The sequence below is a fragment of the Leptospira borgpetersenii serovar Javanica genome, assembly GCF_003046425.1.
GTDB classification, from domain to species: domain Bacteria; phylum Spirochaetota; class Leptospiria; order Leptospirales; family Leptospiraceae; genus Leptospira; species Leptospira borgpetersenii.
Genome location: NZ_QAJG01000020.1, coordinates 1 through 22,605 on the forward strand (window position 1 = coordinate 1; position 22,605 = coordinate 22,605).

General features: G+C 41.5%; 21 protein-coding genes and 2 pseudogenes. 10 read left to right on the forward strand and 13 right to left on the reverse strand.

Annotation, left to right across the window (positions count from 1 at the left end; translation table 11 throughout):
- Positions 1-759 precede the first annotated feature (759 nt).
- The 6 genes from CLV95_RS14165 to CLV95_RS14190 all read right to left on the reverse strand — a co-directional run bounded on the left by CLV95_RS14165 (position 760) and on the right by CLV95_RS14190 (position 5,692).
- Positions 760-1,740: an LIC11086 family outer membrane transporter gene (locus CLV95_RS14165; protein ID WP_002736274.1), complete on the reverse strand. Its 981-nt coding sequence runs from the start codon at positions 1,738-1,740 to the stop codon at positions 760-762.
- Positions 1,740-2,618, reverse strand: a complete 879-nt coding sequence (lsa30, locus tag CLV95_RS14170; RefSeq protein WP_002724877.1) for a laminin/fibronectin-binding adhesin Lsa30 — start codon at positions 2,616-2,618, stop codon at positions 1,740-1,742. The genes CLV95_RS14165 and lsa30 overlap by 1 nt, the downstream gene beginning before the upstream one ends.
- Positions 2,590-3,777, reverse strand: a complete 1,188-nt coding sequence (locus CLV95_RS14175) for an MbnH family di-heme enzyme (protein WP_002724888.1) — start codon at positions 3,775-3,777, stop codon at positions 2,590-2,592. Before CLV95_RS14175 ends, lsa30 begins: the two co-directional genes overlap by 29 nt.
- A gap of 47 nt (positions 3,778-3,824) precedes the next feature.
- Positions 3,825-4,769 carry an MbnP family copper-binding protein gene (locus CLV95_RS14180; RefSeq protein WP_002736103.1) on the reverse strand — a complete coding sequence of 315 codons (945 nt, stop codon included), beginning with the start codon at positions 4,767-4,769 and terminating at the stop codon, positions 3,825-3,827.
- Positions 4,770-4,955: 186 nt separating this feature from the next.
- Complete coding sequence (locus CLV95_RS14185; RefSeq protein WP_002736184.1) at positions 4,956-5,393, reverse strand: LIC_11090 family protein; 438 nt, start codon at positions 5,391-5,393, stop codon at positions 4,956-4,958.
- Positions 5,390-5,692, reverse strand: coding sequence for an STAS domain-containing protein (locus CLV95_RS14190; RefSeq protein ID WP_002724884.1), 303 nt, complete (start codon positions 5,690-5,692; stop codon positions 5,390-5,392). The genes CLV95_RS14185 and CLV95_RS14190 overlap by 4 nt, the downstream gene beginning before the upstream one ends.
- A 119-nt stretch (positions 5,693-5,811) precedes the next feature.
- On the opposite strand from CLV95_RS14190, the gene CLV95_RS14195 reads away from it, so the two are divergent.
- Together CLV95_RS14195 and CLV95_RS14200 are read left to right on the forward strand one after the other, a co-directional pair.
- The gene (locus CLV95_RS14195; protein ID WP_002736227.1) at positions 5,812-7,920 is read left to right on the forward strand and encodes an O-antigen ligase family protein; all 2,109 of its coding nucleotides are present in this window, start codon (positions 5,812-5,814) and stop codon (positions 7,918-7,920) included.
- Positions 7,917-8,813 (forward strand): glycosyltransferase family 2 protein, encoded by an 897-nt coding sequence (locus CLV95_RS14200; protein WP_002736203.1) that lies wholly within the window; start codon positions 7,917-7,919, stop codon positions 8,811-8,813. The genes CLV95_RS14195 and CLV95_RS14200 overlap by 4 nt, the downstream gene beginning before the upstream one ends.
- Positions 8,814-9,130: 317 nt before the next feature.
- On the opposite strand, the gene CLV95_RS18955 is transcribed toward CLV95_RS14200, so the two are convergent.
- Positions 9,131-9,358 carry a hypothetical protein gene (locus CLV95_RS18955; RefSeq protein ID WP_165794400.1) on the reverse strand — a complete coding sequence of 76 codons (228 nt, stop codon included), beginning with the start codon at positions 9,356-9,358 and terminating at the stop codon, positions 9,131-9,133.
- 376 nt (positions 9,359-9,734) lie between these two features.
- Between CLV95_RS18955 and CLV95_RS19885 the strand changes: the two genes are divergently transcribed.
- Positions 9,735-9,965 (forward strand): hypothetical protein, encoded by a 231-nt coding sequence (locus CLV95_RS19885; RefSeq protein WP_002736192.1) that lies wholly within the window; start codon positions 9,735-9,737, stop codon positions 9,963-9,965.
- A gap of 107 nt (positions 9,966-10,072) precedes the next feature.
- Entirely contained in the window at positions 10,073-10,294 is a 222-nt protein-coding gene (locus CLV95_RS19890) for a hypothetical protein (RefSeq protein ID WP_002724170.1), read from the forward strand.
- Positions 10,295-10,362: 68 nt separating this feature from the next.
- Here the strand turns inward: CLV95_RS19890 and CLV95_RS14225 are convergent, their stop codons facing one another.
- Both CLV95_RS14225 and CLV95_RS14240 read right to left on the reverse strand, forming a co-directional pair.
- Positions 10,363-10,653 (reverse strand): YciI family protein, encoded by a 291-nt coding sequence (locus CLV95_RS14225; RefSeq protein ID WP_002736220.1) that lies wholly within the window; start codon positions 10,651-10,653, stop codon positions 10,363-10,365.
- 792 nt (positions 10,654-11,445) lie between these two features.
- Positions 11,446-11,990: pseudogene (locus tag CLV95_RS14240) on the reverse strand (metal-dependent hydrolase).
- A 408-nt stretch (positions 11,991-12,398) separates the two neighbouring features.
- On the opposite strand from CLV95_RS14240, the gene ilvD reads away from it, so the two are divergent.
- Together ilvD and CLV95_RS14250 are read left to right on the forward strand one after the other, a co-directional pair.
- The gene (gene ilvD / locus CLV95_RS14245; RefSeq protein ID WP_002724258.1) at positions 12,399-14,081 is read left to right on the forward strand and encodes a dihydroxy-acid dehydratase; all 1,683 of its coding nucleotides are present in this window, start codon (positions 12,399-12,401) and stop codon (positions 14,079-14,081) included.
- 109 nt (positions 14,082-14,190) lie between these two features.
- On the forward strand, positions 14,191-14,370 hold the full coding sequence (locus CLV95_RS14250; protein WP_002724268.1) for a hypothetical protein: 180 nt from the start codon (positions 14,191-14,193) through the stop codon (positions 14,368-14,370).
- A gap of 145 nt (positions 14,371-14,515) precedes the next feature.
- On the opposite strand, the gene vapC is transcribed toward CLV95_RS14250, so the two are convergent.
- Together vapC and vapB are read right to left on the reverse strand one after the other, a co-directional pair.
- Positions 14,516-14,917: a type II toxin-antitoxin system tRNA(fMet)-specific endonuclease VapC gene (vapC, locus tag CLV95_RS14255; RefSeq protein ID WP_002736113.1), complete on the reverse strand. Its 402-nt coding sequence runs from the start codon at positions 14,915-14,917 to the stop codon at positions 14,516-14,518.
- The gene (vapB, locus tag CLV95_RS14260; protein WP_010705987.1) at positions 14,914-15,144 is read right to left on the reverse strand and encodes a type II toxin-antitoxin system antitoxin VapB; all 231 of its coding nucleotides are present in this window, start codon (positions 15,142-15,144) and stop codon (positions 14,914-14,916) included. Before vapB ends, vapC begins: the two co-directional genes overlap by 4 nt.
- A gap of 196 nt (positions 15,145-15,340) precedes the next feature.
- Here vapB and CLV95_RS14265 point away from each other — a divergent pair, with 196 nt between their 5' ends.
- The 3 genes and pseudogenes from CLV95_RS14265 (at position 15,341) to CLV95_RS14275 (ending at position 17,171) form a co-directional block, all read left to right on the forward strand.
- Entirely contained in the window at positions 15,341-15,547 is a 207-nt protein-coding gene (locus CLV95_RS14265) for an IS3 family transposase (protein WP_268766581.1), read from the forward strand.
- 514 nt (positions 15,548-16,061) lie between these two features.
- Positions 16,062-16,290 (forward strand): annotated as a pseudogene (locus CLV95_RS19450) (hypothetical protein).
- Between the two features lie 182 nt (positions 16,291-16,472).
- Positions 16,473-17,171 carry a hypothetical protein gene (locus tag CLV95_RS14275; protein ID WP_002724172.1) on the forward strand — a complete coding sequence of 233 codons (699 nt, stop codon included), beginning with the start codon at positions 16,473-16,475 and terminating at the stop codon, positions 17,169-17,171.
- Positions 17,172-17,220: 49 nt separating this feature from the next.
- On the opposite strand, the gene CLV95_RS14280 is transcribed toward CLV95_RS14275, so the two are convergent.
- Together CLV95_RS14280 and CLV95_RS14285 are read right to left on the reverse strand one after the other, a co-directional pair.
- A complete protein-coding gene (locus CLV95_RS14280; RefSeq protein ID WP_002736240.1) occupies positions 17,221-20,598 on the reverse strand; it encodes a methylmalonyl-CoA mutase family protein in 3,378 nt (1,125 codons plus the stop codon).
- Positions 20,599-20,635: 37 nt separating this feature from the next.
- Positions 20,636-21,439: a lysophospholipid acyltransferase family protein gene (locus CLV95_RS14285; RefSeq protein WP_002736127.1), complete on the reverse strand. Its 804-nt coding sequence runs from the start codon at positions 21,437-21,439 to the stop codon at positions 20,636-20,638.
- A gap of 196 nt (positions 21,440-21,635) precedes the next feature.
- Between CLV95_RS14285 and CLV95_RS14290 the strand changes: the two genes are divergently transcribed.
- Positions 21,636-22,604, forward strand: coding sequence for a phosphatase PAP2 family protein (locus tag CLV95_RS14290; protein ID WP_002736266.1), 969 nt, complete (start codon positions 21,636-21,638; stop codon positions 22,602-22,604).
- Position 22,605 lies beyond the last annotated feature (1 nt).

The following is a 22,605-nucleotide window of genomic DNA, read 5'->3' on the forward strand; positions in this document are numbered from 1 at the left end:
GAACAGGTAAAATAACATGCTCTCCGGACATTTCAGGGTTGGGTTTCAGGGTTTCGAAATGAAATATTTTGTTTTTTAACGTGGATTCGGCGTAACAAATGCGAAAGCGATACTTATGCTGCGATCCATAGAGAGCGCACTTTAGTTTGAAAGTTCCGAAGGAATTGGAGCATTATGTTGCGACCTGAAACGGCGCCCCTTAGGAAGCCGTTTCACTGAGTTTAGGCAGCAACATTGAGTTAAAGCGCGGTCCAGCCTTTGCAAGCAAAGGCTGGATTCGCCCAAACTTTCTTACAACGCGTCCCAAAATCCCGTCGAGCGCCAATAGAAGCGAGACGTTGAGTTTCCCGAGGGCCCTTAGGGAGCGAACGCGCTTTAGTTTTCTGCTTTGTCAGAAAGATCAAGCTGCAAGGTTCTGTCCCAGTTTTTGGACAGAACCTTATATCGAACTCACGTTAATATAAAATGAATTTTTCATCGAACGATCGCTTCTAAAACGGTGATTTCATCTAAAAATTTAACCTTAGAATCTACATTTTTGGATTTTTATAGAGACGTCCTAAAAGTATGAGTTCCTACAATTTTAGAATTTGCTCGTAAAATGATGATTGCAGTAGTTCCCGCACTTTAGGAATCGATTTGTAAAGTTCAGACTCCAACTTTTTTAGAAGAATGAATCTTCAACCACTGAACTCACGTTAAGTATCTCGTTTCGTCGTGTCCTTTGAGATCGGCTTATCGGAAATTTTATTTCGCATCCTACGGAGTTTCTAACTCGGTGGATTCTTTTTTAACTTCTTCTTTGAGTTTCGATCCGGAGTTTTCCAATTCCGAGATTTCGATCGAGATTGCGGCCGTAATCGCGTAGTCGTACAACCGATAATCGTTTCCGCGATAGAGCGGATGACGATACGAAAGATTGAAGTTGAGTTTTTCGGAAATGTTCGCGGAGAATCCAAAACTGACTTCTCTAAAAATTGTCGGAACTTTACCCTGATTTGTTCTTTTGAAATCGACGCCTTCGTAGGGAGTTCTATATAAAAAACCGGTAAAGAAAGAAAAACCGGATTTCCAAAGATACGTAACGTATCCGGAAAAGAGACTCGTTTTTTTAAGAATGTACGTTTCTTCTGGCGGCAAAGAAGATGGGTTTCTGAGCCAATAAACGATGCCGTCGTTATCTTGAAGATTGGTAGGTTGTGATTTTGAAAGGGGAAAGATACCGCTGATTCTTCCTACAAAACTAAACTTACCTAAAAGATAACCCAAAGTGAGACCGGGAATGCCGGAATAATAATTTCCCCCCGTAAATCTATCCGTATCGGGACCGGATGGAAAACCGACATTCGCACTGAGAACAATGAAATAATTTTTTTGAAAATCGATTAAGGGTAGATATTTGATTCCGAAATATGTTTTGCCTATCCTTGCTGCGTCGGAGCGGTTTTTTTGTTCGTAGTATGTGTAAGGAGTACTCAGATTCAGAGCGAACATACCGTTTTTAAGGTTCATTTCCCCGAAAAATGTGGTCGTGTGGATATTGCTATTTTCGTTCGTTTGTTTGAAGAAGTCTTGGGTAAAAACTACATAGTTTGCAGGCTTTTCCCTTTTACCGGTAAACGGATCCACAAAACGGGTGAAAGATTGTTCGCTGGCACCCATCCCGGTGTGATGCGCTTCGAGAGAAAATAGACACAAGAAAAAAAAGAAAAAGTGGAATATAAGAATATTTTGTTTCATTAAAATAGATTGCAACCTATTTGATATATAACCCGGTCTTGCTGTCGGAAGTTTGCCGAAATCAGATCGTATAAGTTTACGTTTTGATAGGGATTGATATCCACAGGATTCGGGAGTGCGGAAATCGAGTTTAAGATAGAAACGGAACCCTGATCCTGAAGAATTCCGTTGGATCTCCAGATTACCGGAAAGTTTCCCTGTTTTTCGGGTGTTATATCGAACCTACATCTTGGGAAGAGTTCCAGAGTGAAGGAAGGTATTTGTAACCTTACCGTTTTTGCCGCGGGGGCGACGATCTGGAAAGTTAAGTCGATGGAGTTGATTTTATACTTCACGGAAGCGAGATAACCGGAAGGAATTCCTGATATTAGAGGAACGGAAGACGTGTGAACGTCTCCCGTGAGAATCGTTTCCGTGGTCGTTTCTAAATTCGAATCGTTAAACGAAGGCGTTCCATATTCTTGTCCGTAAGGAGAAGTGACGGGCAAATCCAAAGGAATTGTATATGGGGTGTGGGACTTGGCAGAATGATCTCCCGCGTCGAAAGTTCTCGTTTGCCCGGGAACGGTAGGTATGGGGTTAGGATTGACTCGAATTGAAACTCCGTCCCAGAGGATCTTGGAGCCCGGTTGTAACTGAAGATTATAAACGGTTGCCGCAGAAACTACATCAAAGTTTCCTATATTAGAATCTTGTTGATCGTCTGTGTAATACAGACGAGTTCCGAACGAGGCTGGTCTTTCGTTGAAAAGAATCAAAAGCCTCTGTAACGTCTTTGCGTCTTCTTTTCTCGAGTCTCCTACGGAACCGAAGGTGCAGTTTCCCAAGAAGATGCAGAAAAAGAGAAGTTTAAAAAGGGTCGCTGTGTTTCGGGTCATTTACGAATTCCGTATCCGTTAAACTTTTCAAGAAATTTACGAGGTCCGTTTTTTCCCCGGCGGTAAGGCCGATCGCGAACACAAAACCGTTCTTATTCGGATTTGTTCTTCCGTCTCCTGCGTGAGGTCCGTTGATGATGTTTCTTCCACCGGCGTTGTAGTGTTCCACTACGTTCTCCAGAGTGTCGATCGAGCCGTCGTGCATATAGGGAGCGGTCAATTCAATATTTCTAATGGAAGGCGCCCGAAATTTGCCTTTATCGGAAATCACTCCCGTAAACTCGAACAAACCCTGATTGTCGGGAGGATAGTTCCCGCCGATATTGTAAAGGCCGTTGTTATGAAAATTGACTTCTGCGGAAACGGCTCCGACATGTACGCTCGTTTCGGCGAAATTAAAACCTCCGTGGCAATGAAAACATTCTCCCTTTTCCGAAAAGAAAATCTGAGCCCCCCGAATGATGGAAGCTTTTTGGTTACCGAGTGCCGCAACGTTTCCGTCGTATAAAAATTTGTCATAAGGAGAACGTCCCGATATAAGGGTTCTTTCAAAACAGGCGATCGCTTTTACGACGTTAGAAACGGAAAAAGGATCTTCCAACGGAAAGGCTTTTCGAAACAAGGTTTGGTACCGATTCTCCGCTCTCAAACGATCAAGCATTTCGTTTTCCCGGTTGGCAAGGCCTAGTTCCACAGGATGTTCTCCGAACATCGGAACGAGCATCTGATCTTCCAGGTCTTTTAGAGTCGGATTGACCCATGTTTGACGGGCGTTATACGCGACATTGATGATTCCCTGTGTGTTTCTGGGATGAACGTCTCCCGTGGAACCAACGGCGGTTGTCAGACCGTCCGTAAAGGCGATTGATTGATTGTGACAAGACGCGCAAGACTGAGTCTGATTACCCGAAAGCCTTTTATCATAAAATAAAAATCTGCCGAGATCCACTTTCTCTTGAGTCATCGGATTGGAAGACGGAACGACCGGAACTGGAAATCCGGGAGGTAGATTCCAAACGTACGAATTTTGCGGAATCAGAAGAAGCAGAAGGGCTTCGTTTCGATCCGATTTCTTCTTATCGAAAGGAGCAAAAGGAAGAATTCCGGATCCGCACTGAATCAAAAATAGTAAAGAAATAGAATATAATAAAAACTTCATATATTTACTTCCTGGAAATGCCCAAAACGAATTCGGGCATTTTCGAATTAATCTTTAGTTTTGATCGAAAAAACGGTTCGAACCGGTGTGATCGGAGTACCCGCGTTCAAGTCCAAACCGATGTTCGCAAAGATGATAGGGCAACCGATACTCGTCGCACCGACTATTCCGGACATACACATTGCAGCATTCGCATTTGTTTGGAGATCGATTCCTTGCAATAAAGCCTGAACGTTGATCTTAATCTCTTGGGTGGAAGGATTAAAACCGCCTTCGGGAGTTAATGTGACCGGAATCCGGTTTGCCCTTGCACAAGAACTGGAGCTTCCTGTTCCCACGCAGTTGGCCGATCCGATATGGATCGAGGCCTCTAAGGTTTCGGCGGTTTCAAAATCCAATTTTAGGAATTTATAACCGCTCGTCCAACTCCAGTACATTCCGGAATTGTTGAGAGGAGGGAGTTGGTTGTCGGCATCCAAGTGGTTTTTGTTTTCAGGCAATCCTACGATGAACTTGATTCCTTTGTAGGTGCCTGGAGTGATGAAGGCCGAAACGAGATGGTTGGTTTCCGAAGTTCCGTTGCACTTGCCGGTTTTGTTTTCGAAATCCAAAAGAGCGATGTCTCCGGATTGGAATTTTCCGTCCTGATTCAGAGAGAGGGGAATTTCTTCTCCCGAGTTTTGAATCAAGGAAATTCCATGAACAAAAAGACGAAAGTCGTGTAACTGAAACGTCGTACTTTCGGCAATATGAGCGTTCGGAACAAACGGAACCGTTTCGAGAACGCTCGCATGACCTTTTAAGGTTGCACCACATTCCAACTTTTGGGTTCCGGCGTAAGCCGAAAATTGAATTCCTTGGTTGTTGCCGAGAACGAGCAGAGCCGCGACGGACATCAAATCGGAATCGTCCTTCTTTTTATTCCAGGGACAATGAACCAAGAGGGAACACACGAAAATCATCGCGATGAAAACGAAAATTTTTTTAAACATAATGAGTGTCCTGAATATAGAATCTAATTTGCCGGTTTTTTGAATACGCGCGAATGTGCGGGGTAATGACCGAAATTAAACGGTAAACACCGCCGCGAACGAAAAGAAACAATCGTTTCCAAACTACGAACTTTCGAAAAACGCGGATCGGCTCCGCAAACTCCTGAAAGCTCGTATCTGCGCGCGTTAAGAGGATCGAGGGGGTTTTAGCGGAGAGAAAAAAGATAGAATTCCGGAATTAGAATATTCTAAAATAATGATTTGAATGAAGTCGAAGTGGTGCTCGATATCGCTCCCTTGTTTTTGAGAAAAAAGGATTGAGTAAAACGCGCTCAATTGAGAAAGTTTATTTTCCGTTTTTTTGCAGGAACAAATGTGAACTTCTCCCGATTTTGCGGAATGACAATTCGGGAGTGTTTTAGAAACGACGGATCGATTTTCTGAGAGGACCTTTTTGGAGAAGTTTTTGTCTTCTTCGTTCGAGTGTTTCTGCATTTTGCTTCCGTGGTTGCATTCGCAGATTTTTGCCTTTTCTACGAGAATACAACCGAATAGGCCGCTGGAAAAAACGATGGCTTGGAATAAAATCGAAGTGGATAAAAGGATGGAAAGGGAAAATTTCATCCTAAGTCGATCTTGAGTCTGGAAAAAACGAGTTGTAAACCTTCGCTCAGTTTTACTTCCGAAATTTGAATTTGATCTTTTTTCAATTCGGAAATAAATTTTAAAATGCGATTGAGAACCATGGAGGGAATCGCCACCACGGGAGTCATATCTAAAATGACGTTATCCGGACGGACCTCCCGGATTTGAGAAAGAATTTCTTGAATTTCCTCGGTTTCTACGGAACAAATATTCCTGCGAAATTCGACTCGAAAGGAATTTTTATTGGGGTAGATTGTGGATTCTTCCAGTTGTTGCATAAAATAAAACGCAATTACTATTGTCGGAGAATAGTTTTTTCTGGAAACAAAAAAATCCCACCCAACTTCGATTTGATTTTGTCGTTTCGTAAAAACACCTTTCGGGCTTTTGTATCCCTATGAAAAATCGGATTCGGAGTCCATTTCTTCCGGCGTTTTCCTCTCTTGGCTTCCGATCCTTTTTCTGGGCTGTTTTTGGAGTTCTATTAATCCTCCCTTTACTCTCTTTCTATCCTTGGAAATTTAGGATCGTTTTTGTTTTTCTTTTTGTATGTTTTGCGGTCTTGGACGTTTTATTTCCATTGGCTGCGACTTTTTTTCTCGCCGCTTCGGGGGTTGTTTTTGGAAATCATCCCGGAGGAAGATTTCTGGAATTGCAGGATTGCCTTTGGATTTTCTGGTGTATTCGCGGAGTAGTCGAAAACTACTTTCGGGGAAATAAGATTTTCACGGATACGTTTTGGAAACATCCGATCGGAATTCTATTACTTTTATTTTTCGGTGTGGGGGCCTTGAGTCTTATCGCGAATCCAGATTTGTTTTTGGATTTTCGCTTTTATCAAAAAGGTTGGTTTTGGTTTTTACATTCCACCGAATTGGAACCTGCTTACCCAATTAAACTTCTGTTATTGGGGATATTATTTTTATTCGGATTGGTTGCGCGTAAGAATTGGTTGGAAGATGTTTCTGCGTTTTCTGCTACAAACCCGGTTTATCGCGTTTTTGCGTTGGGAGTTGTCGCCGGGATGATCGTATCGATAGTCGTCGGTTGGTTGGAATATTTTTCGCCGGTCGTAAAATCAATATTAAATCTTTACCATTATTGGCTGGACGGATATAAACTCTTTGCCTTGTCGCACTCCCTGATTCCTTCTTTGAAACGATTTTTACCGAAATTCGGAATTCAGTCCTTGTTTTGGAACCGGAGTTGGTTTTCGATCTATTTGATTTCTGGCCTTCCTTTTTTGTTTTATTGGGTTTTTGCGGGATTAGGGGATTCTAAAACTAGAATATTAAAAAAATCGAAAGTTTTAACGAATAGGGAATTTTCGCCTAAATTAGGAAAATGGTTTTGGTTATCGACCGTTCTTTTGGTCTTTGGAGTGACGTTTTTTTGGATTGGAGCCAGAGGAGGTATGTTCTCTTTTTTGACGTTTTGTATTCTTTCCGTTTCTACTCTTCCTCTTTTTCTTGTTAAAAATCGGAATACGTCTCGTATATTTGCGGCGGTTTTTGCCTCTCATTTAGTTGTCGGAGGAATTTTATTTCCGCTTTCCGTAATTTGGATGCGTGTGGGTTCGGTGGATCCGGAAAGGTATTCTCATTTTTTAGCAGGGCTGACGCTTGGGATCGGAAAACCTTTGTTAGGTGGAGGTTTCGAGAGTTACGGTTGGTACAACGAATGTTGTTTAAACTTCGAAGGAAGATCGTCCTTATATCATACGACTCACAATCAGTTCTTGCAGGTTTTTTCCGGTCTCGGAATTACAGGAGTGGTGTTTTATTCTTTGTTATGGTTTTTCCTTTTTTATGAGTTGTTGAAATTCAGAAAAAGCGATCGACCTATTTTGGTTTCTTCCGTTTTTTTCTCTTCCGTTGCGGCCATATTTTTGTACTCCTTCTTTCAAGAATGGTTTTATTTGAGAGCCGTTTATTTTCAATGGATTGCTTTGTTCCCATTTTTTACGGAAACAAAGGTTTCTACGTTCGTTGCGGAACGGTATTCTTGTTTTAGTCGAAAGAATATTATAATTTATTTATGTTTTGTTCTGGTTCTGCTGTTTAGTTCCTGGTTTCTTTTTCCTGCAAAAATGTTTCGATCCGGTATTTACTTCCCTCCAGGAAGAGGCAAATATAAGGCTTGGGTTTTGGAGGGAAGCGGTAAAATGACGTTGGAGTCTCGGCCGGAGTTGTATTTCATAACACCGAATCGGGAAATGGACCGCCGAAGTAAACTGTCGATTTCCGTCTCGGGCAGATCTCGAAAGATCTATCCGCGTATAGTGAAGGGATTAAAGGGAGAATACATGGCTTTTCGAACTGTCAAGGGTAAGAATATTCTAAAAACGGAATGTACCTTGCGTCAAAAGACGGATCCATTTCGAACTTTGAATTTTTGGAGTCGAAGGCCTTTGGATCCGGAACCTAGAAAAATTTGCTCTCAAATACGGATTCGAAAAAAAACTGCAAAGGAAGTTCTAAAAAAACGTTTTAAAAAAAGGTCATGAATACGGTTTCCGTCGTAATTCCGACTTTCAATCGGGAAGATAAAGTTATCAAGGCGATTTCTTCCGTTTTGGCACAAACTTTTCAACCCAAGGAAATCATCGTAGTCGACGACGGATCGACTGATTCAACGATTTTCAAAATTCAAGAAACTTTTCCGAATTCTTTCGATGGAATCCGAATACTTTCTTTGGAACATAAAGGAGTCAGTCACGCTAGAAATCGGGGAGTGGAAAAGGCCGCGGGGGATTGGATTGCATTTTTGGATTCTGACGATGAATGGCTGCCCGAAAAATTGGAACGTCAATGGAAGTATTGTGAAAAACATCCGGAAACGGAAATTATTCAATCCCAAGAGATTTGGATTCGAAATGGAAAACGAGTTAATACCCCCGTTCATCTTTCGAAAAAAAACGGATGGATCTTCGAACAAAGCCTTGAGTTTTGTAGCATTACCCCTTCTTCGGTTCTTTTGAAAAAGGATCTCTATGAAAATCTAGGGGGAATGGACGAAAAACTTCCTGCCTGCGAGGATTACGATTTTTGGTTGAGAATCACCTCTAAAACTCCGGTTGTTCTTTTGAACGAGTTTTTACTCGTTCGATGCGGAGGACATAAGGATCAACTTTCCGTTCGATATCCGGCTATGGACCGTTTCAGGATTTATTCTATTATAAAATTATTAAATTCTAATTTATTAAATGAGTGGCAGAGAAATTGCGCTGAAAAAATTCTCTCCGTTAAGTGGGGAATTTTGAGGCAAGGTAGGATAAAAAGGAACTCTTGGAACGAAGAGTTTGATTTTCTTTTGCGCTCCGTAACCAAAGACGGATTAGCTTCTGCCTCCGGAATTCGTATTCAGCAATTTTTACTTGAGAACAAAAATTGGACTTGAGGTTCGATTTTACGCAATGAAACGTCCGAAAAGTCTAAACAAATCGATTTATATAAAAATTTGCGAAGTTAAGGAGCCCGTTTCGAAAGTTATATCTAATTTGGACTTAAACGTTTGTGGGTCGGAGTTAGGAGATGTCGATCTAATTTGTGTTTACTTTGATGACCGTTGTATTTATGGTCTTTTCATGATTGGATTGATCGGGTAACGGGCGGCCGATTTCCTTTTTACCCGCTCTTGGAGTTAACGTCGTAACTGCAATTTACGAACTCATAGTAACTAACGTGATCTCAGCGTAACAAATGCGAAAGTGATACTTATGCTGCGATCCTTAGATGAGTATGATTCCTGGACGTAAGACAGTTCCGAATATGATATTCTTGAATCGACGGAGTCAAGAAGGCCCGTGGGGGAAACGAAAACATCTTCGCTCTCTGAATGGAAGCATAATATTCTCTATCATAACCAATCCCACAATCACTTGGATCTTGTCGGAATTCCGACAAGCCTCCGTGAAACAGGCTCGGCCCTGCAGAGCGACCCATAGGAAAGCTCTGCATTGAGTTTCTTTGGATGGAGGGGTGAATAAACTCTATTTCGCTCTCTACGGGTCGCGAAATAGGTGGAAAGACTCGGGAGATTTTTTCTCTATCAGAAAATCATACTTTTGGCAAGTAAAAAACCTCGTTCTTGTCGGAACACTTGAAAAAATGTGCCTTTTTGATCCTTACTATTTCAACTCAACTTATGAGGTGTTCTGTCGACCGCGAAGGAAACGAAAGCCTCTCGCTTCTATTGGCGCTCGGGAAACTCAACGTCTCGCTTCTATTGGCGCTGGACGGGCTCTTACTTGATTTTTATCATTCTTTCGATTCTTCGTCTTGAATTTTGGCTGAGCGCGTTTACCGGTTTTAGCCGGAGGTGCAGCTAACTTTTCTCACGGTTTCTTTTATTTCCAATCATCCGATCAAAATGCCGATTCACTTTTTCAACTCTGTTGCTCCTTTCTTTTCTAAAGGCCTTTTGTTTTTACGTTGGGGGTATGGCGTGCGGGTATTGTGGGAAATGCAAGCTCCGAAAATCTTTGATTTTGGCAATGGATTCGGCTTAGGAGAAGAACTTAGTATGGTTCGTGCAGCATGTTTCGTATGACGTTATGGGTCTTCTTCTAGAACAGAAGAATGAAAATTTTTCCGAATCCAAACATGTCTGTGTGATGTTCTTGGATATTTGCAAATTTAAGAGATTCTTCGAAAAAAGTGGGTTTCTTAAATCAAGAAGGTAACGTTCCCGAAACCCAAATCGGCTTTCATTTCGGAGAAGTGATAACGGATAATGTAGGATCGAAATCAAGAAAAGAATACACTATCATCGGAGACGTGATCCATCTTGCTTTCGGAGTGGAACGATTGAACAAGGAATTTGGAACCGAACTTTTGGCCGCTTGGCGGTTTACGAAGAAATCAAGAACCACGTTCTAAGTAAAAATCTTTTTTCCATCAGACAAGGGTAAAGAACAATTCGTAGACGTTTATGAGTAGAGTAAGTTTTAAATCCAGAATTCAAATTCTTTTTGATATTTCACCGGGTTCCATTCTAAAATCTGATATTCAGCGACTCCGTTTTTATAGAAAGGATCTTCCTGGCAAAAGGATTGTATTTCTTTGCGGGATCCTGCCCTTGCAATAAAGATTCCGCCGGTTCTAGGTTCTTGAGGTCCGGATGCGAGTAGTAATTTCTGTTCGTATCCTTTGGACAAATATTCCCTGTGCGCGATCACGTACTCGTCCACCGTTTCGATCGGAGTGAGATATCGAAGTACTATTATAAATTGTTTCATTCTAAAAGCCTAAAATAGCAGATGCCCATTTCTTTCAAACTCAAATTTGGTAGAATACCGTACGATATTTGTTAGGTTGGGCTTGGAGTTTGCAAAAAAGACAGATCGAAAGGGGTATGATGAATCTTTTTTTAAAACGAATGCTTACGGATTGGAAATACATCATTGATTTCTGGAAACGGTTTTTGGATTTTTTCGGAGTTAAAAGTTTGTCCCAAAATTATCCAATGTGGGAACTCTACGTTTTTAAACGATGAGAAAAATCACTCAAAAAGTCTAAAAATCGTCAAAGAGGCTTAATCTGCGGGAGCTTCTACAAATTTCTTTTGAGGTTTTTTAGACCGGCTTTTGGGTTTCACTTCTAAGCTTACTATTTTTACCGATCCCAGCGTGAGCGATCGAAACGGAAATGCTGCGATGCAACATACCAACTCGGCGCCCTACAATGAGAAATAGAATAGAACTTGAATATACAGAAATATTAAAATTGTTCGTTGCAGATTGGAGTGGAGAGCGCGACTCTGCGCTTATTTTTGCATTTTTCATTTCTCAGATACGAATTAGAAACTCAGAAAATTCCGCAGAGGCACGCCATTCTTTCCTATATTAGATTCGTTGAAAAATTCAATGGTGGCGATTAACAAAATTGCTTCGATCGACAATTTCAATGAAACAGAAACAGATGGAGATAGAGAATTAATTTTTCAACAACTCTAATATTGATTTTTCAGAGGATTGTTTGCTCGCTATCCGTGAGTTTTTCGGAATGTCGGCAAAGTGGATTCCGATTTTTTAATCCTTGGTACGCACATCGATCCTCCGAGTTCGTATTAAAAAAATCGAAACTGCGATCGATAACAACGGAATCCATACCGTGAAAAGTTCCGATCTCAGAACTACCAGGCCTCTCGATGTCAAAAAATTTTTGATTCCGATGGGTGAAACGGCGATTGGTCTCAACGTAAAGAAAAATCTTTCGGATGAATAGGGGATGAGAAATCCCACTCCGAGTCCTCCGCCGGTCATCGCGTCCAGAACTCCGTGAGAAAGAATCGAAAGAAACAAAAAGAAAAACACGGCTTCTATTCTCGCGCGAAGCCATCGAACTAAAACGCAGGCTAAAACGCTTAGAGAGAATGAGAACAAAATCGAATGGCTGAATCCTCGATGTCCCAGTCGCTTTCATAAGGGATCCCGAATTGGAACGCGATCACGTCCACATCGGGAAGAATCGAAAAAAGAATTCCGATTATCAGGAGTCGGGTGGGAATAAATTTATTTCCAAGCGCGATCCAAAAGGAGATCGGAATCGCAGTATGAGTCATTATGGTGGGCATGTTTTAAGCGGCAAATGATTGGAAATCGGTTGTTAGGACTTTACACATTGTCTAGGAGGCGTTGACTTACGTTGCTACCCATATCGGGAGCAACCGTGCTTTGAGTTTTCTTTTTGACCAGTGCTGCTTCTGATATGCCCCCATTTTTAGATTCAAATGAGCTGAGCGCATTGAATAAAAGCGATCATATGATCTAACATTGTTGTAAAACGAAATCGTTTGGAGAAGCAGTTTTTGAAACCGCTTGGGATGAAATCGATTTTTAGTAAAGCGAATAGGAACGAGGTCTAAAAATTCTCGGAACCTACTTGAGCTTTTCCATTTGACCGGAAGGAGAGTCCGCAAAACTCTACTTCTATAACTCGTCCAAAACGAACGTTTTAGGAACGACTAAGATAGAGGCTACCTATGAGCGATATATTAAAAAAAAGAAGTTCGATGACTACGGACGGAGATAACCGCGCGCCCAATCGAGCGATGCTTCGTGCGGTCGGTTTTACGGACGAAGATTTCCACAAACCGATAATCGGAATCGCTTCCACATGGAGCGAAGTGACGCCTTGTAATATTCATATCAATAAGTTGGCCGAAAAAGTCAAAGAGGGAGTTCGTACGGCGGGAGGAGTTCCTCAAATTTACGGAACCATCACGGTTTCCGACGGAATTACGATGGGTCACGAAGGGATGCATTTTTCCCTTCCCTCCAGAGAAGTGATTGCGGATTCAATCGAAATCGTTTCCAACGCGATGAGACACGACGGAGTGATCGCGATCGGAGGTTGTGATAAGAACATGCCCGGATGTCTCATGGCTCTTTGCAGAATCGATGCTCCTTCTATTTTCGTTTACGGGGGGACCATTCTTCCGGGGCATTGCGACGGTCAAGACGTGGATATCGTTTCTATCTTCGAAGCTGTTGGTAAATTTAATGCAGGTAAAATTTCAAGAGAAGAATTCATTCGAATTGAGCAGAACGCGTGTCCTGGCGCAGGAAGTTGTGGGGGGATGTATACCGCAAATACGATGTCCTCCGCGATAGAAGCTCTTGGGATGAGTCTGCCAGGTTCGGCTTCCATGCCCGCGGTGAGTTCTAAAAAAGCGGAGGATTGTTACCAGGCGGGAAAAGCTCTCATCAATCTCATTCAAAAGGGAATCACTCCGAAACGAATTCTTACCAAAAAAGCCTTCGAGAACGCGATCACCGTAGTGCTTGTGTTAGGCGGTTCAACCAATGCGGTCCTTCATTTGATTGCGATCGCGAAAGAGATTGGTGTGGATCTTACTCTCGAAGACTTTGATCGAATCAGTAAAAAAACTCCTCACCTTGCGGATTTGAAACCGGGTGGTAGATACGCCATGACCGATCTCGACAAAGTGGGTGGGGTTCATGGTGTGATGAAGTATCTTTTGAAAGAAGGAATGCTTCATGGTGATTGTCTTACGGTTACGGGAAAAACAATTGCAGAAAATCTAATGGATATGCCCGATCTCGTTCCAAACCAGACGATCGTCCGTAAAAAATCGGAGGCGCTCCATCCTTCCGGTCCTCTTGTGATTTTGAAAGGAAACCTTGCCCCGGAAGGTGCGGTTGCTAAAATTTCCGGTTTGAAGAAAATTTCCATCACGGGCCCGGCGAAAGTGTTCGAATCCGAAGACGATTGTTTCAATGCGATCATGACGGATCAAATTAAACCGGGCGACGTGATTATCATTCGTTACGAAGGTCCCAAAGGTGGTCCCGGGATGAGAGAGATGCTCGCGGTAACTTCGGCGCTTGTCGGAAAAGGTTTGGGAGAAGACGTGGGTCTGATGACAGACGGTCGATTCAGTGGAGGAACGCACGGTCTCGTAGTCGGTCATATTTCTCCCGAAGCATTTGATGGAGGTCCGATTGCGATCGTTCAAAATGGGGATGCGGTTACTATCGATTCCGGTAAAAATTTGCTCCAAGTTGAAATTTCTCAGGAAGAAATTCAGAAACGGCTAAAAAATTGGAAACCGATTGAACCGAGATATAAATCCGGGGTTCTTGCGAAATACGCAAAACTGGTTCAATCGGCGACTAACGGAGCGATTACGAATCTGCTTTGAAAACGGTCCATTGTGGGACCCATCGTAGACGACAATAACTCCCTTTGAGATCGGTTACGTTTTTTCCCTTGATAAAAGAATTTACGGTTCTACGAAGACGATTCTTCCTTTGTCTGAAATCGTAAAAAGAAATATTCCGGTTTTTCCGCACAATACGATCGGCAAGAACGAATATTTGTTAAGCGAAGACTTCGGAAATTATCCGAATCCGGTATTGGAATGTTCTATAGAAAAGTCGGGCTGTTTGCTCATCGAAACGGATTTTGGACTTTGTTTGAAAATTCTCTAAGTTATACGAGCCAAATTCGTAGGTAAGCTGGAACGGTATGAGGATAGCTACTTGCTTTGTTATGTTCTCAGTTCCCAGATTTTAGTCCGGAGTTAGCAATCTCGAACGGAGCGAGGAAATGAAGTTAGGCATTGGTCAGCATCTTTTAAAGCCAGTTTGCAATTTTAATATCTTTGATCCGAGTAAACTCTTTTTCATTGTTTGTTACGAGAGTAAGTTTATTCGATAACGCTTGAGAAGCTATTAAAAGATCGAAAGGACCGATTGGTTTCCCTACTTTGTCTAATTCTACTCGAATTTTTGCAGCTTTATTTGCGTCTTCACTAACAAATGAAAGAATATTCAAATAACTTAAAAACTCTTCTAAAATTTTTAAGTTCCTTTCGAGATGAAGACTTTTTTGAACACCATACTTTAATTCAAATTCCGTAATTGATGAAATAAATATGTTTTCTAACTTGATCTTTTTAAATTTTTTATAAACAGATCTCGGCTTTTGGTTTATTATATAAATGCAAATATTCGTATCTAATAAGTATTGAGTCATATTTTATTTCGTTTGCCATACTCGTTTGGTTGGTTTCGATCAAGTATAAGATCGTCAGAAAAGCTATTAACCGTATTCCAAAAACGATCAACCGCATCGTTTATTGGCGTTAAGATAACATTATCTCCATCCCTTCGTATATAGACTTCTTTGCCTTTGAAACGATAGTCTTTCGGTAAACGAATTGCTTGACTATCCCCATTTTTAAAAATTTTAGCTTTATTCATATATATTTTGGTATATATATGAATAAAGCAGAGTCAATTATTTTTTCCTATAAATTCGATCCGAAATGCCATTGAAACTGATAATCGGAGATTTTCGCCGACTTTTGTTCAACGAAATAGTTCATTTAGAGTATGAGCGAGAAAGATAACTGTTATGACGATGTTCCCGGGATACGATTCATAGAGAGCGTTCCGCTTGAGTCTCCTGGAATCATTCTTTAAAACTTTGAAAGTAGAGGAGATCTACAGAAGAAAATATAGCACAATGAAAGAAGCACAATATTTTCTATTTGACTATATCGAAAGGTATTACAGTGGAAGGTATTCGATTATCTCAAACCCGTCGAGTTTGCAGAGAAAACCATTTCATAACCGTGTCCGTTTTTCGGGGGAAGTTAGGTGAAATTGCACAAATTCAAATACTTTAAGGGAAATTTATCTTATTTTTTAGTAAAAAATATCCAGATCTTTTATCCAGTCGAAAGGATAACGAGTTTGTCAATTTGACTTTTAAAATCGAAAAATTTAATGAAAACTATAATGGCTTGCTTTAATCTAAGAGCCGGTCTCAAAACCTGAAGAAAAATATCTCTAGACGATCCGGCAAGTTTTTAAAAAACGTGAGAGTTTCCACAGAAACCGTCGCATTGGCGGTTTTCTCTCGTCGTTTAAAATTGTAATAGCTCCTACATTCCTAAGGTTTTGAGACCGGTTCTAAGATCAATATGCAATAACGGTATTGTGGGCTTTAAAGTGATGATGGTAAAAGGTATTAGTTGTGGATTCGATAAGAATATGGAATTAATAAATCAGAATGTTTGTAATGAGGGCGTAAAATTTTTCGTACAGGAAAGGAAAGCGATTTATTTATCTCGTATTTAAACGGACTATACGGTTTTGAGAAAGAAACCTTAAGTATGGTCGATCTTGAAATTTTTACTGCAATAGCATTTACTGACAAATCTTTCGATCTAAAGAAAGATATCGTGAACATTCAATTGTTCGGTAAAGATCAATAAGGCGTTCCCTAAGAGGAATATTATGAACCATTTTTTAATGTTGATCTTAAAAAATCAATATGTTTGGTGGAATGAGAAGGACCTCGATTATAGAAGTTCCTTAATTAAGGGATTAGCAAAAAAATAGGTTGTAATATCAAATTGTACAATTGCGGCTTCTCGCGGTATTTCGAGACTCTCGCTTGGCCTCCGGAACGCATACTCGATTTGCGAGACATTCAAGCCTCGTGTGCAACCGCGTTGCGTTAATGCGCTTGCGGCCGCAACGTCTAGAAGACTTTTTTATTAAGAGTAATGTGGAAAAAAATTATGAAATTCAGATTCAACTTTTTATATTTCTTTTTTATTAACTGCGGTATAGAACTTCCTGAATATAATGGGCCGTTCATTGAACGGAATGAACAGATTTATCAGCAAAGACACCAAAGTTTAAGTAAAAATAAATGGATTAGAAAACCGGAAAATATTCTTATTATTCATGAAACATTAAAAAAAATAGGTTATAAACAAATATTTACGGAAGAAAAACTTAATGAGGAATTTTTTATTTTTGAAGAAAAAGTTTTTTTCAAAGGCTCTTTAAAAAACAAAATATTGTCAGTAAACAATTGTTTTTCGAAAAATATTTGTGATAGCTACTCAAAGAAATTTGTACAACGTAGAAAAAAAGAAGGCAATTCGGATGTTACATTTCTTGTTATTAGAGAAGTCAAAGAAATATTAATTCATAATAAGACTCTTCCAATTAGGAAAAAATACTATCATCCTATTTTGTCTGGGTTAATAAAATTAGAATTTGCGAATACAAAGAAGTCAACGGCAATAGCTAAAAACGATTTTATTTTTTTGGTTAATAACGGGTTTCACCAATCTGCTTACAATCTACTTTATGAGAGATATGATTATCAGGATGTTGGATTGAATACAAATGAACTATATAAACGATTAAAAAGATCGAAGAAAAATAATTTACCATGGTTACTGCATGATACAACAAAAAGTTTTTGAAAAAAAGATTTATAGCCGATTTTTAGGTTACTTTTATTTGCGACTTGGATCACATACTTCTACGGTATTGCCCGCCGACCTCGTAGAGAGCGTGGGTCATCTGACCTAAGGAAACTTTCTTGGACGTTTCCATCAATTCCCCGAATATGTTCCCGTTCGAAAGGCTAACGGATTTTAATCTTCTCAAACGGTCTTCAAGATCCTTTTCGTTGCGTTTCTGGAATTCTCGAAGCGCTCCGATTTGAGTTTGTTTTTCCGAATCGGTGGAGCGGATTACTTCTTCCGGAATAATCGTAGGAGAACCCTCTTTACTTAGGAAAGTATTCACGCCGATCACTGGAAATTCCCCGTTATGTTTTAGAGATTCGTAATATAAAGATTCTTCCTGGATTTTATTTCTCTGATACATCATCTCCATGGCGCCGAGAACACCACCTCTTTCGGAGATTCTATAAAACTCCTGTAGGATTGCTTGCTCCACCAAGTCGGTAAGTTCTTCGATGATAAACGAACCTTGCCCCGGGTTTTCATTTTTTGCGAGTCCGAGTTCCCGGTTAATGATGAGTTGAATCGCCATCGCACGGCGGACGGATTCTTCCGTCGGAGTGGTGATTGCTTCGTCGTACGCATTCGTATGTAAGGAATTACAATTGTCGTAAATCGCATAAAGGGCTTGAAGAGTGGTTCTAATGTCGTTGAACGCAATCTCTTGGGCGTGCAACGACCTTCCGGAGGTTTGAATATGGTACTTGAGCATCGCAGAACGGTCGTTAGCTCCGTACTTATGTCTTACTGCTTTTGCCCAAATTTTTCTCGCAACTCTACCGATGACCGCGTATTCCGGATCGATCCCGTTCGAAAAGAAGAAGGAAAGGTTCGGAGCAAAGTCGTCTATCTTCATTCCTCTGCTTAAGAAATATTCTACATAGGTCAAACCGTTTGCGAGAGTGAATGCAACCTGAGTGATCGGATTGGCTCCGGCTTCGGCGATATGATAACCGGAAATGGAAACCGAATAAAAGTTACGAACTTGATTGGTGATAAAGTATTCCTGAATATCACCCATCATCTTGAGGGCGAATTCGGTGGAAAAGATACAGGTATTTTGAGCCTGATCTTCTTTGAGAATATCCGCTTGCACGGTTCCTCGAACGACTTTTAAGGTTTCCTGTTTTATCTTTTCGTAAACTTCTCTTTCCAAAACCTCGTCGCCGGTAACACCTAACAGCAATAAACCGAGCCCCTCGTTTCCTTGCGGGATCGGAGCGTTGTATATAGGAACGGGAAGATTTTTTATTTTGTAGATCGCTTCTATCTTTTGACGGACTTCCTTTTCGCTCCCGGTCGATTTGATGTGTTTTTCGCAGGCTTGATCGATCGCTGTGTTCATAAAAAACGCAAGAATCATAGGAGCGGGGCCGTTGATCGTCATTGAGACGGAAGTTGTGGGATTACAGAGATCGAAACCGGAATAAAGTTTTTTGGCGTCGTCGAGGGTTGCTATGCTGACGCCTGAATTGCCAATCTTGCCGTATATGTCCGGCCTTTCTCCCGGATCTTCTCCGTATAACGTGACCGAATCGAAGGCGGTGGATAAACGTTGTGCGGGCATTCCAAGGCTCACGTAGTGAAAACGCGCATTCGTTCTTTCCGGTCCTCCTTCTCCCGCAAACATACGGGTCGGATCTTCCCCGGTTCTTTTAAACGGAAAAACTCCTGCGGTGAAAGGGAATTCCCCGGGAAAATTTTCCTGAAACGACCAACGAACGATTTCTCCCCAGTCTTTGAATTTTGGGACGGCGACCTTCGGGATTTTTAAATTGCTCAAGGAGGTGGATGTGTTGGACACCTGAATTTCCTTGTCGCGGACCTTGTATGTGAAATTTTCACCCTGATAGTTCTTCAATTTTTCTTCCCAACCGGAAAGAATTTTTTTGGTTTCGGGAGAGAGGGAGTTTTCAATTTTAGAATATTCTGATTTTAGAATATTTGTGTCTTGCCCGGACGATTTTAAAACTTCGATGGCTCCGAAAAGTTGGAATAGTTTTCTGGCTTTGTCGGATTCCTCTTCCGTGAATTGATCGTAACGACGGCATTCTTCCCGAATTTCCGCAAGATAACGGACTCGGTCCGGAGGAATGATGAAGATTTTCTCGCTCATTCCGGACTCTTTACCGTAGGAAGAAGACCAGCCTAAATTCAGTTTTTCGGAAATGGAACGGATTACGCTGCCGTAAAGAAGGTTGGTTCCCGGATCGTTGAACTGGGAAGCGATGGTTCCGAAAACGGGCATTGTATCCAAGTTTCGATCGAATAATTGTCTGGATCTTTGGAATTGTTTTTTCACGTCTCTCAGAGCGTCGAGTGCTCCTCGTTTGTCGAATTTGTTGATGGCGATCAGATCGGCGTAATCGATCATGTCGATTTTTTCCAATTGAGTTGCGGCTCCGTATTCGGGAGTCATAACATACAAAGCTATGTCTGCGACTTCGGTGATTTCGGAATCGCTCTGACCGATCCCCGCGGTTTCGACGATGATCAGATCGAAACCCGCACATTTTAAAACGTCTATACTGCGCTTAACGTTTTTGTTAAGCGCAATGTTGGCTTCTCTCGTCGCAAAGGACCTCATGTAAACCCTTTTGTGAAAGATAGAGTTCATTCGAATTCGATCGCCGAGGAGCGCGCCTCCGGTTTTCCTTTTGGAAGGATCCACGGAAAGGATAGCGATCGATTTATCCGGAAAGTCTATTAGGAATCTACGGACGAGTTCGTCGGTCAAAGAGGATTTGCCTGCACCTCCGGTTCCCGTGATTCCGAGGATCGGAACGGCTTTCGATCCTGGAGGAAAATTGAGTTTTTCGATTAGCGACGATTTTTCGAGTTCCTGTCTTTCGAACGTGTTTTCCACGAGAGTGATCGATTGTGCGATCGCAAGAGGATTTTTGTCTCTTAGAGAAGGATGAAGAGTGCCGTTGAACGTAAGAGGGGGAACGAAATCCGATCTGCGGATGAGATCGTTGATCATTCCTTGCAGACCGAGTTCTCTACCGTCGTCCGGAGAATAGATGCGGGTTACTCCGTAGGTTTCCAACTCTTTGATTTCAAGAGGAAGAATCGTACCACCTCCACCGCCGAATACTTTGATATGACCTGCGCCTTTTTCTTTCAAGAGGTCGATCATATATTTGAAGTATTCTACGTGACCACCTTGGTAACTCGTGATGGCAATCCCTTGAGCGTCTTCTTGGATTGCACATTCCACGATTTCCTTCACGGAGCGGTTGTGACCGAGATGAATGACTTCGACTCCGGACGCCTGAAGAATTCTCCTCATGATATTGATTGAAGCGTCGTGACCGTCGAAAAGAGAAGCGGCCGTGATAAAACGAACTTTGTGTTTTGGAGTGTAAATTTGCGTTTCCATATAAAATACTTCTATTCTAAAATTAAAAAATTCGAGTTCAGCTTTCCGGGGAATCGATGAGCATTCTCACTCGATTTTCCAATTCTTCCGTGACGATTTTTGCGGCTTTTTTAAGAGGAACTTTAGGGAACTGGTGGGGATAGATCGGCTTACCGATGTTATACGTAATCTTCGTGCCGAAGGCCTTGCCGGACAAAAAAGCTTCCGGTTTCAACATTCTCCAAGCCCCTTTGATTCCGCTTGGGATGATCGGAACTCCGGTACGAATCGCAAGTTTTGCCGCAAGAGCTTTGAACGAACCGGGAATGACGGTTTCGGTTCTAGTTCCTTGGGGATAGATCGAAATGAGTTCTCCCTTTTGGATGAGTTCGGCCACGTAATTTTCGAGGTCTTCGTAATAGACCGCGGCGGATTTTGCATCTTTCACATTGTGCGCCCTTAAGATTGGATAACCTCCCCAGTGCATAAGTTGTTTTCCCTGCAGATTTCCAAGAGCGTTCAGGGTGCTTACCAAGGTTTGTTTTACCAGACTTAAGGGAAATTTGTTCAAGGGAGAATTCGGGTTGTTCAGAATATCCAAAACGGTTTCTTGAGGATGAAACAATTCGTATTTTCCGAGATAAATCACTTTTCTCAAAACGGAGGTTCCCTGTACGATTACATCCAGATTGTCCGTGTGATTGGAAATCAGAACCGCGCCGCCCGATGGCGGAACGTTTTCAAGACCGGTAACTTCCACAGAATAAACAAGGTGAAGAAGGGCTTTTAAGAATTGTTTTACTGGTTCTCTCGGAATTAGAAAAAGGCTGTCAAGAGAGTCGGATTCTGTGTGGGTTTCCATGTAAGGTCTACTTTTCGAACGAACGTTCAATAAATATTAGATTTAGAATTCATTGTACCGAATGGAATCGAATTCATCAAGTTGGATTTTTAGGAACGAATTCATCTTTCTAAGAACTAAACCGCATTTTGAATCGGATCATTTGCGGTGCGGGATAAGATCGATGTTTATAAGAATGAGCTAGGAGATATGTAGGATGAGTGGGGAGATAGGTTGGTTTCAAGATTCGTTTTGGTTTGGGGAGAGGTTTTTACAAACACTCCACGGGTCCGCTTTGGATCCGGTTTTAGGTATTGTTACTTTGCTTTTTCACTATTTGGGTGGAAGTACATTCGGTATGATTTTTCTTTCCGTCGTTTATGTCTTTGTCGATCGAAAATTAGGAATCCGACTTGGAGCAGGGTTTATGACTGCGGGAATTATCAACGGAGTGATGAAGGCTTTGTTTGAAAGTCCGAGACCCTCCCTTTCTTGGATTGGTCCCGGAACTCTCAGTGAAACATCGTACGGGTTTCCTTCGGGACACGTTCAAGCATCCGTCGTCCTATGGGGGCTCGTACTGATTCACGTAAAAAATAAAACGATTCGTGTACTTTCACTTTTTATAATATTGTTTATGCCCTTTTCAAGAATGTATGCAGGAGTGCATTATCCGGGAGATACCTTGGGTGGTATTATTTTGGGGCTTATAGTAATCGTTTTGATAGAAATTATATTCCGAGTTTTTCCGGAGTTTGAATTTCCTACACCTTACAAGGGTCAGACACTTTCCAATACAAAAACTCTTTCTTTGGTCGTAGTCGTATTGACTTTGCCTTCTGTACTTCTGCATTCGAATTTGGAATCGCTTGCGAAAATAAAGTCGTATGAGCAAGTGATATCTGCAAGCGGCGCTTTAGGAGGATTTACGATAGGAATACTATTTTCCAAATTTTATACTTTGGATTGGAAGAAGGTAGATTCCGTAGCGGAGACGATCCGAAGAGCGGCGGTTTTAATTTCGGGAATTCTACTTTTTTACATATTACCCGGAATCATAGTCCAAAGGCTCTTTCCGGAAAATCCGGTTGCAAGATACCTCCGGTACGGGATCGTTAGTAGTTATATCGCCTTTTTCTCGGCATACATATTGGTTAAGAGAAAGGAAAAGGCTGATAAAAAATAGA